11 protein-coding genes are annotated in these 13820 nt (G+C 71.3%); 6 read left to right on the top strand and 5 right to left on the bottom strand.

The window, feature by feature from the left end:
- Nucleotides 1-67: 67 nt before the first annotated feature.
- Both WG922_RS13855 and WG922_RS13850 read right to left on the bottom strand, forming a co-directional pair.
- Nucleotides 68-2491 (bottom strand): glycoside hydrolase family 65 protein, encoded by a 2424-nt coding sequence (locus tag WG922_RS13855; RefSeq protein WP_340283285.1) that lies wholly within the window; start codon nt 2489-2491, stop codon nt 68-70.
- On the bottom strand, nt 2472-3458 hold the full coding sequence (locus WG922_RS13850) for a PfkB family carbohydrate kinase (protein ID WP_340283284.1): 987 nt from the start codon (nt 3456-3458) through the stop codon (nt 2472-2474). The genes WG922_RS13855 and WG922_RS13850 overlap by 20 nt, the downstream gene beginning before the upstream one ends.
- Before the next feature lie 256 nt (nt 3459-3714).
- Here WG922_RS13850 and WG922_RS13845 point away from each other — a divergent pair, with 256 nt between their 5' ends.
- The gene (locus WG922_RS13845) at nt 3715-4626 is read left to right on the top strand and encodes an isopenicillin N synthase family dioxygenase (protein ID WP_340283283.1); all 912 of its coding nucleotides are present in this window, start codon (nt 3715-3717) and stop codon (nt 4624-4626) included.
- On the opposite strand, the gene WG922_RS13840 is transcribed toward WG922_RS13845, so the two are convergent.
- Both WG922_RS13840 and ychF read right to left on the bottom strand, forming a co-directional pair.
- On the bottom strand, nt 4614-5030 hold the full coding sequence (locus WG922_RS13840) for a carboxymuconolactone decarboxylase family protein (protein WP_340283481.1): 417 nt from the start codon (nt 5028-5030) through the stop codon (nt 4614-4616). The genes WG922_RS13845 and WG922_RS13840 overlap by 13 nt on opposite strands.
- A gap of 202 nt (nt 5031-5232) precedes the next feature.
- Nucleotides 5233-6327 (bottom strand): redox-regulated ATPase YchF, encoded by a 1095-nt coding sequence (gene ychF, locus WG922_RS13835; RefSeq protein WP_340283282.1) that lies wholly within the window; start codon nt 6325-6327, stop codon nt 5233-5235.
- A 338-nt stretch (nt 6328-6665) separates the two neighbouring features.
- On the opposite strand from ychF, the gene WG922_RS13830 reads away from it, so the two are divergent.
- Nucleotides 6666-7853: an MFS transporter gene (locus WG922_RS13830; protein WP_340283281.1), complete on the top strand. Its 1188-nt coding sequence runs from the start codon at nt 6666-6668 to the stop codon at nt 7851-7853.
- 16 nt (nt 7854-7869) lie between these two features.
- Here WG922_RS13830 and WG922_RS13825 read toward each other — a convergent pair whose 3' ends face one another.
- Nucleotides 7870-8760 (bottom strand): MOSC domain-containing protein, encoded by an 891-nt coding sequence (locus WG922_RS13825; protein ID WP_340283280.1) that lies wholly within the window; start codon nt 8758-8760, stop codon nt 7870-7872.
- A gap of 87 nt (nt 8761-8847) precedes the next feature.
- Here WG922_RS13825 and WG922_RS13820 point away from each other — a divergent pair, with 87 nt between their 5' ends.
- The 4 genes from WG922_RS13820 to WG922_RS13805 are packed head-to-tail and all read left to right on the top strand — an operon-like array spanning nt 8848 to nt 13799.
- On the top strand, nt 8848-9948 hold the full coding sequence (locus WG922_RS13820; protein WP_340283279.1) for an FAD-dependent monooxygenase: 1101 nt from the start codon (nt 8848-8850) through the stop codon (nt 9946-9948).
- A 46-nt stretch (nt 9949-9994) separates the two neighbouring features.
- Nucleotides 9995-10723: a DsbC family protein gene (locus WG922_RS13815; RefSeq protein ID WP_445322834.1), complete on the top strand. Its 729-nt coding sequence runs from the start codon at nt 9995-9997 to the stop codon at nt 10721-10723.
- Nucleotides 10720-12471 (top strand): M61 family metallopeptidase, encoded by a 1752-nt coding sequence (locus tag WG922_RS13810; protein WP_340283278.1) that lies wholly within the window; start codon nt 10720-10722, stop codon nt 12469-12471. Before WG922_RS13815 ends, WG922_RS13810 begins: the two co-directional genes overlap by 4 nt.
- Nucleotides 12450-13799 (top strand): DUF3108 domain-containing protein, encoded by a 1350-nt coding sequence (locus tag WG922_RS13805; RefSeq protein WP_340283277.1) that lies wholly within the window; start codon nt 12450-12452, stop codon nt 13797-13799. The genes WG922_RS13810 and WG922_RS13805 overlap by 22 nt, the downstream gene beginning before the upstream one ends.
- Nucleotides 13800-13820 lie beyond the last annotated feature (21 nt).

The raw sequence follows: 13820 nt of genomic DNA, 5'->3' as shown, positions 1-13820 counted from the left end.
GCGCCCGCGCCACCGCGCCGACGACCCCCCGTTCGCGGTCGTGCCAGACGAGCCAGCCGTGGTGGCCTCATCCGACGGGCCTGCGCCACGTGGCGCCGGGCCGCAGCGCGATGCGCTCGCCGCGGTGCAGCAGCACCACGGTGTCGCGATTGGCGCGGTCCGCCTGGATGTCGAAGGGGCCGTCGCCAACGGCCGCGACATGCAGGCGCTGGCCACGCAGCCACAGCGACAGCCGAACGGGCCCCAGCTGCGGCGGCAGCGCGGGTTCGACCCGCAGGCCCTCGGGGGCGGCACCCAGCCCCAGGTAGTGGCGCTGCAGGGTGTCGAGCGTTCCGCCCATGGCCGCCAGGTGGATGCCCTCGGCCACACTCTCGCCTTCGAGCACCTGCAGGTCGGTGTGCAGCGCCTGGCGAAAGAGGTCCCACGACTGCTGCGGCGCCGCCCGCGCCAGGGCCCCTGCGTAGACCACCCGCGACAGGCTGGAGCGGTGGGTGCTGCGGTCCATGTAGTAGCGCGCCGTACGCAGCAGGGCCTCGCGGTCGAAGCTATAGCCCAGGCGCTTCAGCATGGCGAACACCACCTCCTCGGACAACAGGTGAAAGAGCGTGAGGGCGTCGGCCTGCTTGGTGATCTGGAACTCGTCGGCGCTGCGGCCGATCGCATGGAGCGCCCAGTCGAGGCGCTCGCCACGCACCGCGGGCGGCAGCATCTGGGCGTCGAAGGGCGCGAGCCGGTCGAAGCCGTCGAACTGCGCAATGACGCCATCGGCGAGGAAGGGCACCACCATGCGGCGGCTGATGCGGTCCCATAGGGCCAGCTCGTCGTCGTGCAGGGCGAGCCGCCGGCGCAGCGCCTCGCAGCGCTCCGGCGGGAGCGCCTCCAGCACCTCGCGCGCGCAGCACAGCGTCCAGACCGCCATGACGTTGGTGTAGGCGTTGTTGTCCAGCCCCGGCGCGTCACGCCCCGGATAGGCGTTGTGGTATTCGTCGGGCCCGATCACGCCGCGGATTTCGTAGCGGCCCTCGGGCCCCGTGGGCTGCGCCAGGCTGCCCCAGAAGCGCGCGATCTCCAGGACCATCTCGGCGCCATGGTCGGCGAGGAACTCGAGATCGCCGCTCGCCTGCACGTACTGCCAGACGTTCCATGCGATGGCTGCGCCGATGTGCCGCTGCAGGTGCGTGTGGTCGCGCATCCACGCGCCGTTCAGCTGGTTTTTCTGGAAGCGCGGCGTCACCTCCTCGCCGCTCGCGGCGCTGCGCCAGGGAAACATCGCACCGCGCAGCCCCTCCTGCCGGGCCCGTGCACGGGCGACGTCGAGCCGACGCCACCGATACAGCAGGCATGCGCGCGAGACCTCGGGCATGCGGCCGTGGAAGAAGGGAAGCACGAAGGCTTCGTCCCAGAAAACGTGCCCGTGGTAGGCCTCGCCATGCCAACCCCGCGCCGGAACGCCGGCATCCAGCGTCGTGACGTGCGGCGAGGCGGTCTGCACCAGGTGGAAGGCATGCAGGTGCGCCGGCTGGCCGCACGCCGGATCGTCGAGTGCCAGCCCGATGCGCTCCCACAGTTCGGCCCAGCACGCCCGGTGCTCCTGCAGCAGCGCATCGAAGCCGGGTGCCTGCGCCAGAACGTCCGCGGCACTGCGCAGCGGGTCGTCCTGCGCTTCTTGGCTGCCGGTGGTGCACAGGGCAACGGTCTTCTCGATGGCGGCCGTCGCGCCGCAAGCCAGCATCACTTCCACCGCATGTCCACAGCGATCAGCGCCCTCGAGCCAGGGTTCCGGTGCGGCCCTGGCGCCTTCCACGCACAGCCGCTGGACCAGCGCGAGCCGCGCGCCCGTCGCTGCGATGCGCGCTTGCAGCCAGGCCTCTCCAGGCGCGGCGCAGGCGGTGCGCAGATCATGCAGATGGTGCGCGCTGTAGCCTTCGTAGCGCGCCACGTTGCGGTTGGCCACGCGGCCGTCCAGCCATGCGCGCAGCGCCACGGGACCGAGGCCCTCGTCCAGCGCCGACACCTCGAGGCGCAGCGCTGCGAGCTGCGGCCGGGCCATGCTGACCAGCCGGTGTTCGGTGACGCGAAGGCGCCGTCCCTCGCTGTCCGCGCAGACGAACATCCGCCAGGAGCAGCCGCCGCGCAGATCGAGGCGGTGCTCGTACTGCAGCAGCCGGGCGGTGTCCAGCCGCAACCAGTCGGCCTCGCCGTGCAGGCGCAGGTCCAGCCGCAGCCAGTTGGGCAGGTTGACCAGCGTGTCGGTCTCGTCGTGCTCGCCCTCGATGGTGGCGCCGGTACGGCCCCAGCAGCCAGCGCGGTAGGTGCCCGGATAGTGCGGGCCTTCGGGCCCCGCGTGAACCGTCGCGGCGCGGGTGACGTGCACCCCGTTGCCGAGGGCGAAGAGGGACTCCCTGCGCCCTTCGTCGGCCGGATCGAAGCGGCAGTAGGTGAGCGACCAGGGATCGTCGCCGGGCGGCGCCTCAGTCGCGTGCAACGACATCCCGCCTCACCTGCAGCGCCTGCGCCCCCGACTCGACCGCCGCCAGCTCCGGATAGGCGGGCTGGGAGCCCCAGCCCGTGACGGTGCAGCGCGACGCCGCCACCGCCATCCGCAGCGCCTGCTCGAGCGGGCGGCCGAGCGCCAGGGCGGCGGCCAGCCCGCCGGCGAAGGCGTCGCCTGCTCCGGTGGTGTCGATCACCTCGACCTCGGGCCCGGCCTCGACCGCCAGCAGCTGCTGGCCGTCGTCGAACACGCAGCCTCCGTCGGCCAGCTTCACGCAGGCGGCGCGGGCGCCCAGCTGCCGCAGGCGTCGCGCGGCCCGGCCGGCGGACGCGAAGTCCTCGACGGCGATGCCGGTTAGCGCCTGCGCTTCGCCGGCGTTGGGCAGCACCAGGTCGCACAGCGCCAGGATCGATTCATCGACGCGGTCGGCCGGGGAAGGGTCGAGCACCGTGCGCAGTCCGGCGGCACGCGCGGTGCACAGGGCCCGCCGCAGCGCCTCGGCATCGATCTCGGCATCGACCGCGAACACCGAGCCCTGCGGCGCCGCCCGCAGTGCGTCGTCGAGCGCACGCAGGTCGTCCTGCAACCACGGCGCATCGTTGGCATTGGCCGCCAGCACGATGCCCTTCTTGCCATCGGGCGGCACGGTGATCATGGACACGGCCGTGTCGTGCCCGGCACGCCGGTGCACGCCCTCCAGCCGGACGCCCGCCTCCCGCACCGCGGCCAGCGCCTGGGCGGCCAGGTCGTCGTCCCCCACCTGGCCGAACAACGCCGCCTCCAGGCCCATGCGCGCGGCGAGCAGCGCCCGGTTCGCCGCCTTGCCACCGCCGAGGCGCGTGAACTCGCGCGCGATCAAGGTCTCGCTGACTTCGGGCCGCCGGTCGGCGCGGACCTGGAAGTCGGCGTTGATGCTGCCGAGCGACAGCAGTCGCCCGCCGGGCGCCGGGGAGCGCGAATTCATCCGGTTTACTCCTGACGAGGTTTCCAGCCCACTCTAGTGGCGACGGCGTCCCCAGGGGGGCCGCTGCAACAAGGATCAGCCGCCCGTTACGTTTGCCCGGTCGGGCACCAGGCGCTTCGACCCATGGCGATCGCGAGGGGCACGAGCCCGGCTCCATGGCCGCGCGGGTCGCGTCCTCAACGGTGAGCCCCGCTTCGTCGTCGCTACCGCGGAGGACGGCGCGGCCGCGAATCGCGGCGTGCTACGGTTTGCGCCCATGGACATTCCCCTGATCGACATCGCCCCGCTCGCCGGTGCCGACGCAGCGGCCCGCGCACAGGTCGCCGTCGCCATCGGCCGCGCTTGCCGCGACACCGGCTTCTTCGCCATCGAAGGCCATGGCGTGGCCGAAGCGACCGTCGCCTCCGCCTTCGCCGCCGCACAGGCGCTGTTCGCGCTCGCGCCCGAGGCCAAGCAGGCACTGGCGATCGGACGCCATGGCCACAACCGCGGCTGGGTGGCGTTGGGCGTGGAGTCGCTGGACGAGCGGGCCCAGCCCGACCTCAAGGAAGCCTTCAACCTCATCTGGACCGACGAGCGCAGCCGGCCGCCCAACGTCTGGCCCCCGATCGACGGCTGGCGCGAGGCAGTGCAGCCGTATTTCGATGCGGCGCTGGCGGTGGGGCGGCGCCTGCACCGAGCCTTCGCACTCGACCTCGGCCAGCCCGAGCACTACTTCGACGACAAGCTCGACCAACCCCAGGCCACCTTGCGCATGCTGCGCTACCCGGCCGAGTTCGCGGGCGATACGCCGGCCGGCCGCCCGGGTGCCGGCACCCACACCGACTACGGCAACGTGACGCTGCTGGCGACCGACGGCGTGGCCGGCCTGCAGGTGCAAGGACGCGGCGGCGGCTGGATCGACGTGCCGGCGCTGCCCGGCCGCTTCGTGTGCAACATCGGCGACTGCCTGATGCGCTGGTCGAACGACGTCTACGTATCGACCCCGCACCGGGTGCTGCCCCCGGCGCGCGAACGGTACTCGCTCGCCTTCTTCCTCGACCCGAATCCGGACGCGCTGGTCAGCGCACTACCGGACTGCGTGCCGGCGGGCGAAGCGCCGCGACAGCCGCCGATCACGGCGGGCGAGTACCTGCGCCAGCGGGTCGCTGCGACCTACGGACGCTGAGGCGGGGCGGGGGCGGCCGCGGCGCCGGCCGCTTCGATGACCTCCGAGGCCGTTCGGAACGCATCCACCGCCGCCGGAAAGCCGCAGTAGACGCTCGCGTGCAGGAAGATCTCCTGCAGCTCCTCGGGTGTGACGCCGTTGTTCAGCGCGCCGCGCACATGGATCTTCAGCTCGTGCATGCGTCCGAGCGCCACCAGCATGGACACGGTGACGATGCTGCGGGTGCGCAGATCGATACCGGTGCGCTGCCAGGTGTTGGCCCAGGCGTGCCGCGTGACGAGTTCCTGAAGCGGTGCGGTGAAGGCCGTGGCCTTGTCGAGCGCGTTTTGCACATAGTCGTCGCCGAGCACGGCGCGTCGGGTCGCGAGGCCAGCCTGCACGGCGGGGTCCTGGGGCAACTGCATGGGGGTCTCCGGTAATCGAACCAGGATCGTAAGCGCCGGACGCGAGCGCCGAATGCCCTGCTCGACCATGCAAACTCCTCGGTTGGGTCGCAGCCGTCTCGCGTACAAGACGACGCTGGCCTTCGACGAAGACCTGAAAAGTGCGGGGATCGATTGCCGACGACAGAAAGATGGCCGCGCGTCGGACACGCTCCGGGCCAGCTTAAACGTTGAACAGGAAATTCATCACGTCGCCGTCCTTGACGACGTATTCCTTGCCTTCGCTGCGCATCTTCCCGGCGTCCTTGGCTCCCTGCTCGCCCTTGCAGCGGACGTAGTCGTCGAAGGCGATGGTCTGGGCGCGGATGAAGCCGCGTTCGAAGTCGCCGTGGATTACGCCAGCGGCCTGCGGTGCGGTGTCGCCGATGTGGATGGTCCAGGCGCGCACTTCCTTTTCGCCGGCGGTGAAGTACGTCTGCAGGCCCAGCAGCGTGAAGGCGGCGCGGATCAGGCGGTTCAGGCCGGGCTCGGTCTGGCCGATCTCGGCCAGGAACATCGCCTTGTCTTCCTCGCCCATGTCGGCCATGTCGGCTTCCATCTTGGCGCAGATGGCGACCACGGGCGCGTTCTGGCCGGCCGCGTACTGCTGGAGCCGCTCGAGCAGCGGATTGTTCTCGAAGCCGTCCTCGGCGACGTTGCCCACGAACATGGCCCGCTTGGCGGTGATGAGGCACAGCGGCTTGAGCAGGGCCTGTTCCTCGGCCGAGAGTTCCAGCGTGCGCGCCGGCCGCCCCTCGTTCAATGCGGCCTGCACCCGCCCGAGCAGGGGCACCAGCTTGGCCGCCTCCTTGTCGTTGCCGCTGCGGGCGGCTTTGGCATAGCGCTGCAGGCTTTTCTCGACCGTCCCGAGGTCGGCCAGGCAGAGCTCGGTCTGGATCACCTCGATGTCGGCGATGGGATCGACCTTGCCGGCGACGTGGATCACGTTCGGATCTTCGAAGCAGCGCACCACGTTGACGATGGCGTCGGTCTCGCGGATGTGCGCGAGGAACTGGTTGCCCAGCCCCTCGCCCTGGCTCGCGCCGGCTACCAGCCCGGCGATATCGACGAACTCGACGATGGCCGGCACCACACGCTCGGGCTTCACGATCTCGGCCAGCTGCGCCAGGCGCGGATCAGGCACCTCGACCACGCCGGTGTTCGGCTCGATGGTGCAGAAAGGGTAGTTCTCGGCGGCGATGCCCGCCTTCGTCAACGCGTTGAAGAGGGTGGACTTGCCGACGTTGGGCAGGCCGACGATGCCGCATTTGAGGCTCATGGGAGGCTTCTCTCAAGCAAGGTGTGCATCCGCGCCCGAAGGCCGCGGGGTCCGCTGCGCCGCGGGCGCGACCGCGCGCAAGGGGTGGGTGGGATGGGGGACGATTGTATCGGCGCACCTGCGGCACCCTCCCCGTTCGGGCGGCACGAACCCGGGCAGCCGCGTACGACAGGCGGGGCAGGCCCGTCGGCCGCCGCGGCCTGCCCCCACGGCATCCCGGCACGCTCCCGGCCCCCGGCCAGCAGCGCGTGGCCCGCACTGCGGCGTCCGGACGCCGCGCTGCGGCGCTGCGGCCAAACGCCGCCGCTCTGGCATGCTCGCGCTTGCGCCGAACCGCCATGCATCCGCCCCGCCCCCGCCACATCCTTGCCGTGATCGTGATCGCGCAGTTCGCGGGCACCTCGCTGTGGTTCTCCGGCAATGCGATCCTGGCGCAGCTCGCGCAGGCGCTGGCGCTGGACGGGCAGCCGCTGGCGGCGGTCACCTCGGCGGTACAGCTCGGCTTCATCGCCGGCACGCTGGTGTTCGCGCTGCTGAACATCGCCGACCGCTGGCGCCCCCGCGACGTGTTCCTCGCCTGCACGCTGCTGGGCGCCGCGGCCAACGCCGGCATGCTGCTGCTGCCGGGGCTGGAGGGGCGCTACGCGCTGCTGCTCGCGCTGCGCTTCGCCACCGGCTTCTTCCTGGCCGGCATCTATCCCGTGGGCATGAAGATCGCTGCCAGCTGGTGGCGCGAAGGCCTGGGCGGCGCCTTGGGCTGGCTGCTGGGCGCGCTGGTGCTGGGCACCGCGCTGCCCCACCTGCTGGCCGGCACGCTGCCGGGAACGCACTGGCAGGCGGTGGTCGCGACGGTGTCGCTGCTGGCAGTGGGCGGTGGGCTGCTGCTGCACGCGCTGGTCGGCGAAGGCCCGCACCTGGCACCCGCACCCCGCCTGCGCATCACCGCTGCGGCGCGGGCCTTCGCCAGCCGCGACTTCCGCGCCAGCGCCTTCGGCTACTTCGGCCACATGTGGGAGCTCTACACGCTGTGGGCGTTCGTGCCGCTGATGCTGGCGGCGTACGGCCAGCGGCACGAGCAGGCACTCGACATCGGCTTCTGGGCGTTCTGCATCATCGGTGCCGGCAGCCTCGGCTGCGTGGGCGGAGGCATGCTTTCGCGCAGCCTGGGCAGCGCGCGGGTGGCCTTCGGACAGCTGGGCTGCTCGGGGCTGTGCTGCCTGCTGTCGCCGCTCGCCTATCTGCTGCCGCCCGCGGGCTTTCTCGCATTCATGCTGTTCTGGGGCGTGACGGTGGCGGGCGACTCGCCGCAGTTCTCGGCGCTGAACGCCGCGCTGGCGCCGCGCGAGTTCGTGGGCTCCGCACTCACCATCGCCAACTGCATCGGCTTCGCCATCAGCGTGCTGAGCCTGCACGTGGCCACGGCGCTGGCGGCCGTGCTGCCGCTGCCGCTGTGGTTCGTTCCCATCGCGGCGGGGCCGCTGCTGGGGCTGCTGGCGTGCTCCCGCCTGGCCGCGCGGCGGGCCTGATCGCCGCGGGCCGGCTTCAGTCGAAGCGCCAGCCGCCCTCGACGGCTTGCCCGACCCGCAGCCACTGGCCCTCGCCGGCGCGAACGATGGCGTTCATGCCGAAGCACACCGCGCCATTCAGGCGCTCGTTGCGGCGATACGCCTGCAGGGTGTCGCCGACGGCGGTGCCGGCCTCGCCGGTCGCGGGATCGACGTCCGGGATGGTGCAGCGCGTGCAGGGCTTGACCGGCAGCAGCTCGACCGGGTCGTCGCCTGCGATGCGCAGCCACTCCAGCCGGTCTTCGACGTGCGGCTCCACACCGGCCAGCACCAGGTTCGGACGGAACCGCTCGATGCCCACCGGCTCCAGGCCGCCGGCGGCCAGCCGCTCGTTCAGCAGGTCCAGCGACGCCTCGCTCGCGAGCAGCAGCGGAAAGCCGTCCGAGAACTGGTTGGTGGCCTCGACGTCGCCGGTCCAGCGCCGGTCCGACAGCCGCCGGTGCTCGGGGTCGAAGCGCACGAGGCGCAGGCGCCGGCCGAGGAAATCGGAAAACCACTGCGCGGCGACAGCGCCCATGTCGTAGGCGGGCACCTCGTCGTCCCATACGCGCACCCGTACCGGTTCTTCGACCGTGTCGATCTGCAGGTGCAGCGGCAGCATGCCGGGCGCGCGCAGCACCACGTCGCTGAGCCGGATCTGCGGCCGCACCAGCGCCATGCGCGGCAGCTCGCGCTGCGTGACGAATTCGCCGGCTTCATCGACCACCATCCACGCCCGGTCCAGATCGAGGCCGGTGTCGGTCAGCAGCGCCTCGCGCACCTCGACACCCGCGCAGGATTTCACCGGGTAGACGAACAGGCGGGCGATGTGGGCGTGGACTTCAGCGGGCGCGGCGGTGGACGAGGCGGAGGGTGCGGAGCTGCTCATGTACTGCTTTCCTGTGCATGGGGAGACAAATTCCCCCGGGGGGAGGCGGATTCCGCCGGAATTGTGCCCGGCTCCTACAATGGCCCGATGGCTGCGCCTCTTGATGTCTGTATTCGCGGCGACGGCGTCGTGGGGCGCACCCTCGCGCTGCTGCTGGCGCGCGACCGCCTGCGCGTGGGCCTCGTGCAGGCGGCCGAGCCTGCGGGGGTCGATGTCCGCGCCTACGCCCTGAACGCCGCCTCCCGCGACCTGCTCGCCACCCTGCGGGCCTGGCCCGACGAAGTCCACGCCGCGACGCCCGTGCTGCGCATGGACGTGCACGGCGACGACGGCGGCCTGGTGCAGTTCCGCGCCGAGGAGCAGGGCACCGAGGCGCTGGCCTGGATCACCGGCGCCACCGCGCTGCTCGAACGTCTCGACGACGCCTTGCGCTTCCAGCCCTTCGTCGAGCGCCTCACCGAACCCGCGGCCGCCGCACTGTCGGTGGTGTGCGAAGGCAAGGCCAGCGCCAGCCGGGACGCGCAGGGCATCGATTTCGAAGTCACCTACTACGCCCAGCACGCGATCGCCGCGCGCCTGCACGGCACCGCGCCGCATGGCCAGGTGGCACGGCAGTGGTTCATCGACGGCGACGTGCTGGCACTGCTGCCGCTCGGCGGACCCGACGGCACGGCGCTCGCGCTGGTGTGGTCGGTCGCGCAGGCACGCGCCGACGAACTGATGGCGCTGCCTGCGGCGCAGTTCGAGGAGGCCCTCGCCAGCGCCAGTGACCATGCCCTGGGCGCACTCCGCCTGGAGGGCGAGCGGGCCCGCTGGCCGCTGCAGCTGTCGCGCGCCTCGCGCTGGTGCGGCCCCGGATGGGCCCTCGCAGGCGACGCGGCCCACACCGTGCACCCGCTCGCCGGCCAGGGGCTGAACCTGGGGCTGGCCGACGTGCGCGAGCTGGCCCGGGTGCTGCACGCACGCGAGTACTGGCGACCCGTCGGCGACGAGAAGCTGCTGCGCCGCTACGAGCGGGCCCGCAAGGCGCAGGTGGCCACCATGCAGTGGGCGACCGACGGACTGCAGCAGCTCTTCGCGCAGGACGCGCGGCCCTTCAGCTGGCTGCGCAACTGGGGCATGCGCGGCTTCGAGCGCAGCGGCCCGCTCAAGACCTGGGTGGCGCGGCAGGCTGCGGGCCGGCTGTGAACGCGATCCGAACTCTTTTTTTCCCCGAAGTAGTGAACACGTGACCATGCACACCATGAAGCGCGCCCTGATGGCGGCCCTGCTGGCCGCCAATTTTGTGGGGGCCGCGCACGCGCAGTCGCCCGAGGCGACCATCCGCAAGAACCTGGCAGAGCGCATCCCCCAGCTCAGCGCCATCGAGGAAGTGAGCAAGACGCCCATGCCCGGCCTCTGGGAGGTGCGCATCGGCTCGGACATCCTCTACACCGATGCGCAGGGCAACTTCCTGATCCAGGGCGCCCTGATGGATCTGCGGACCAAGCGCAACCTCACCGAAGACCGCATGGACAAGCTGATGGCGGTCGATTTCGACGCGCTGCCGCTGAAGGATGCCTTCACCGTGGTGCGCGGCAACGGCAAGCGCAAGCTGGCGGTCTTCCAGGACCCGAACTGCGGCTATTGCAAGCGCTTCGAGCGCGACCTGCAGAAGGTCGACAACGTCACCATCCACATGTTCCTCTACCCCATCCTCGGGGCCGACAGCACGGAAAAGTCGCGCAACATCTGGTGCGCCAAGGACAAGGGCAAGACCTGGACCGACTGGATGGTGCGCGACCAGCTGCCGCCCGAGGCGGCGGGCAGCTGCGATGCCGCCGCCTTGGGGCGCAACGTCGAATTCGGCCGCAAGTACAAGATCAGCGGCACGCCGACCCTTATCTTCGCGGACGGCAGCCGCGTGCCCGGTGCCCTGACGGCAGCGCAGGTGGAGAAGCACCTGGCCGGCGCCGGCAAGTGAGCCCGGCGCGCCCCGCGTCCATCGCCTTCCGGGTCGAGGCGGCGGACCTGCATGCCCACCTCTTTCGCGTGACCCTGGTGATCGAGCAGCCGGCGGCGCCGCAGCGCCTGTCCTTGCCGGCCTGGATCCCCGGCAGCTACATGGTGCGCGAGTTCGCCAAGAACCTGCAGCGCCTGAGCGCCCGCCAGGACGGGCGCCCCGTCGCCCTGCACCAGCTGGACAAGGCCACCTGGATGGCCGAGTGCATGGCCAGCAGCCCGTTGACGCTGAGCTACGAGGTCTATGCGTTCGACAACTCCGTGCGCACTGCCTGGCTCGATGCTCAGCGTGGCTTCTTCAACGGCACCAGCCTGTGCCTGCGGGTGCACGGCCAGGAGTCTCAGCCCCACCTGCTGGAGCTGGTGGCGCCGCTTGCCCATTGGGAGGCCGCCACCGGCCTGGCGCCGCACAAGCCGCTCAAGCGCGGCTTCGGCACGTATTACGCCGACAACTACGACGAACTGGTCGATTGCCCGGTGGAGATGGGCGCCTTCTGGAGCGCCGAGTTCAAGGCGGGCGGGGTGCCGCATCGCTTCGTGGTGGCCGGCGCGCCCGAGTCCTTCGATGGCGAACGCCTGGTGGCGGACACGCAGCGCATCTGCGAGGCCGAGATCCGCTTCTGGCACGACCGCAAGAAGCCGCCCCACGCCAGCTACCTCTTCATGCTGAACGTGGTGGACGACAACTATGGCGGCCTGGAGCACCGCAACTCCACGGCGCTGATCGCCTCGCGGCGCGACCTGCCCCGCCTGGGCGACGCCCGCCAGCACGATGGCTACACGACCCTGCTGGGTCTGATCAGCCACGAGTATTTCCACACCTGGAACGTCAAGTACCTGCGCCCGGCCGAGTTCAGCCGCTACGACTACGCGCATGAGAACTACACCCAGCTCCTGTGGTTCTTCGAGGGCTTCACCAGCTACTACGACGACCTGTTCCTGCGCCGCTGCGGCCTGGTCGATGACGCCGTCTATCTGAAGCTGCTGGGCAAGGCGATCAACCAGGTGCTGCAGTCACCGGGGCGCGAGCTGCAGTCGGTCGCGCAGGCCAGTTTCGACGCCTGGGTGAAGTACTACCGGCAGGACGAGAACACGCCCAACGCGACGATCAGCTACTACACCAAGGGTTCGCTGGTCGCGCTGTGCTTCGACCTCACCTTGCGCGCCGAGGGCCGCACGACGCTCGACGAGGTGATGCGCGGGCTGTGGGCGCGCTGCAAGGGCGGGCCCATGACCGAGGCCGACTTCGCCGCGGTGCTCAAGGAGCTAGGCGGGCGCAGCTTCTCCCGCGAGATCGCCGCGTGGGTGCACGGCACGCGCGACTTGCCGCTGGAGGAGTTGCTTGCGAGCCGTGGGGTGAGCGTGGCGCAGGACCCCGCTGCGATTTCGCAGCGGCTGGGCCTGCGCGCGAGCGAGACCGGCGGCAGCGTGCAGGTCAAGACGGTGCTGCGCGGCGGAGCCGCCGAACAGGCGGGCTTCGCGGCGGGCGACGAGTGGCTGGGAGTCGAGGTTGCGGGAAGCGGCTGGCGACTGGTCAAGCTGGACGATGTGCTGCTGTACTGCGGCAACCACCGGCGCTTTACTGCGCTGGTCGCGCGTGATCGCCGGCTGCTGCGGCTGGACGTGCAGCTGCCCGCGGCAGCGTCCACCTGGCGGCTGGTGCTGCGCGATGCTGCGCTCGCCCAGACATGGCTCGACGCACGCACCTGAGGGCGCGCCGCCCGTTGCTGCGCAGGGTGGCCCTGGTGGCACTGGTGCTGCTGGTGCATGCGCTGGCGCTGGAGTGGGTCGCGCGCCAGCACCGCCAGCCCAGCGCCTTGCAGCAGGTGGCCGAGCCGATGTTCACCCGTTTGCTGGCCCCCGAGGCGCCGCCGCCACCCGGACCCGGTGCGGCCGCCGCCACGGCAGCGCCGGCGTCCGCGCCCCGCCCCACCATCACGATGCTGCCGCCGCAAGCGGTGCCGCCCGCCTCGGCACCCGAGCGCGACACCGAAGTCGCTTCCGCGCCGGACACCGACACGGACACCGTAGTGCCGGAGCCGCCGCAGCCGGAGCCGCCGCAGCCGCCACCGGAACTGACGCGCGCCGAGCCAACGCCGGCGGATCCGCCTTCCCGGCCCGACGAGCTCGAAACAGCCGCCGTGCCCCCCGCCCCCACGCCGCCGGAGCCCCCGGCTGCGCCCTCTGCGGACCCCGCAGTGGCCGCGCTGACGCCGCAGCTGCAGCCCAACAGCGCTGCCGTGCCTGCGATGCCCGAAGAAGTTCCTGCCACCCCGGGTGCGCAGGGTGCCCCGACCACCCCGCAGCCGCCGGCGGGACAAGCCCCGAGTGAAGAGGCGCCGTCGCTCGGCCAGGCGCCGGAATCCGGTGCGAAAGACGGCGGCTCGGGACCCATCGACCGCTGGCCTGGCGACTCACGCCTGAGCTATGCGCTGACCGGTCAGTACCGCGGCGGTCCGTTGTATGGCGGCGCGCAGGTGCAATGGCATCGCGATGGCGAGCAGTACCAGACGCGTGTGGCGATCGATGTCAGCCTGGCCGGCACCCGCGTGCTGACCAGCCAGGGGCAGGTCACGCCGCAGGGCCTGGTGCCGCGCGTCTACGAAGAAACCCGGCGCGGCAGCCGCCGCTCGGTGCGGATGGACCCGCAGACGGTCCAGCTGGAGGGCGGCGGCGTCGCGAGCCGTCCGCCGGACCTGCAGGACACGGCCAGCCAGTTCGTGGACCTGGGGCACCGTTTCGCCACCGGGCGCGACACGCTCGAGGTGGGCCGCAGCATCTCCGTGTGGCTGGCACGCCCGGGCGGCATCGACCTCTGGACCTACGACGTGGCCGAGCGCGAGACGCTCACGCTGCAGCAGCACGGGACGGTGGAAGCCTTCCGGCTCACGCCGCGCCGACTGAACAAGCCACGGGGCAACTTCACTGCCGACATCTGGTTCGCCCCGAGCCTGCAGTACCTGCCGGTTCGTATCCGCGTGCGCATGGGCGAAGAGGACTTCGTGGACCTGCTGGTCGAGCGGATCGAGCAGCGTTGAGAGCCGTACAGAATGCCCTTT

This window comes from Ramlibacter sp. AN1015, from assembly GCF_037726105.1.
Classification (GTDB): domain Bacteria; phylum Pseudomonadota; class Gammaproteobacteria; order Burkholderiales; family Burkholderiaceae_C; genus Ramlibacter.
The sequence above is the reverse complement of the archived record's forward strand: the minus strand, read 5'-3'. Positions and strand labels throughout refer to the sequence as shown.